The organism is Kitasatospora sp. NPDC056651 (assembly GCF_042792155.1).
Taxonomy (GTDB): Bacteria; Actinomycetota; Actinomycetes; order Streptomycetales; family Streptomycetaceae; genus Kitasatospora.
In genome coordinates, this window is sequence record NZ_JBHTWX010000247.1 from 1 (window position 1) to 1,524 (window position 1,524).

A 1,524-nucleotide genomic window follows, 5' to 3' on the forward strand; every position below is an offset into this window, starting at 1 on the left:
TCCGGTGTGGGGAGGGCTTTGTGGTTGGTCTTGCCGTTGGCGTTGAGGGGGATGGTGTCGAGGGGGGTGTAGGTGGTGGGGATCATGTAGTCGGGTAGGTGGCGGGTGAGGTGGTGGGTGAGGTCGGCTCGTTCGGGTGTGGTGTGGCCGGGGGTGGTGGTGTAGTAGGCGGCGAGTCGTTTGTCGTCGGGGGTGTCCTCGCGGACGATGACGACGGCGTCGCGGATGGCGGGGTGTTCGGTCAGGCGGGCCTGGATCTCTTCGGGTTCGATGCGGTAGCCGCGGATCTTGACCTGGTGGTCGATGCGGCCGAGGAAGGCGATGGTGCCGTCGGGGAGTTGGCGTACGAGGTCGCCGGTGCGGTAGAGGCGGGTGCCGGGGGTGCCGTGGGGGTTGGGGAGGAAGCGTTGGGCGGTGAGGTCGGGGCGGTGGGTGTAGCCGCGGGCCAGGCCGGTGCCGCCGACGTAGAGTTCGCCGGTGGCGCCGATCGGGACGGGTTGCATGGCGTGGTCGAGGACGTGGGTGGTGGTGTTGGGCAGGGGGCGGCCGATGGGGACGGTGTCGCCGTCGGGTTGGGTGGTGGTGAGGGGGTGGGTGGTGGTGCCGACGGAGGTTTCGGTGGGGCCGTATTCGTTGACGACGCGGCCGGTGCCGACCAGGCGGGTCCAGCGGGTGGCCAGGGCGGTGGGCAGGGCTTCGCCGGCGACGACCCAGATTCCGGCGAGGTCGGCGGCTTGGGTGTCGGTGAGTTGGTGGCTGAGGATTTCCAGGTGGCCGGGGGTGAGTTTGATGAAGCTGTAGGGGCCGTCGGTGGTCAGGCGGGTGCCGAGTTCGCCGAGGTCGAGGTCCTGGGGCAGGAAGTGGACGGCTTGGCCGGCGGCCAGGGGTGCCCACAGGTTCGGGACGACGAGGTCGAAGGCGGTGGAGGAGAAGACGGGGGCGCCGCCGGTGCCGTGGGAGGCGAGTTCGGCGACGGCCCAGGTGATGTGGTTGGCCAGGCCGCGGTGGGTGATGGTGACGCCTTTGGGGCGGCCGGTGGAGCCGGAGGTGTAGATGACGTAGGCGGGTGAGTCCGGGTCGTGGGTGGTGTTCGGTGTGGTGGTGGGCATGGTGGCCAGGGTGTCGTCCTGGGCGTCGAGGCAGATCACGTGCAGGCCGGTGGTGGTGTCGAAGCGGTGGCGTTGGTGGGTGTGGGTGAGGACGATGCGGGCGTGGGCGTGGTGGAGTGTGGTGTTCAGGCGTTCGTCGGGGTGGGAGGGGTCCATGGGCAGGTAGGCGGCGCCGGCTTTCCAGGTGGCGAGCAGGCCCGCGGACAGGTCGGTGCCGCGGTCGAGGAGGACGCCGACGACGGACTCGGGGCCTGTGCCGTGGTTGGTGAGCAGGTGGGCGATTCGGTTGGCGCGTTCGTTCAGGCCGGTGTAGTCGAGGGTGGTGCCGTCGGCGACGACGGCGATGGTGTCCGGGGTGAGTGTGGTCTGGCGTTCGATCAGTTCCGGTACGCTCACGTTCCCGCTGCCCGGGCGG

The 1,524-nt window shown here is 70.1% G+C and carries 1 protein-coding gene; it reads right to left on the reverse strand.

Going from position 1 to position 1,524, the window contains the following annotated elements; all coding sequences use genetic code 11:
* Window positions 1-1,505: amino acid adenylation domain-containing protein (locus ACFRAR_RS38765; protein WP_380705151.1), on the reverse strand; the 1,505-nt coding region annotated here is incomplete at its 3' end.
* Between the last annotated feature and the right edge of the window lie 19 nt (window positions 1,506-1,524).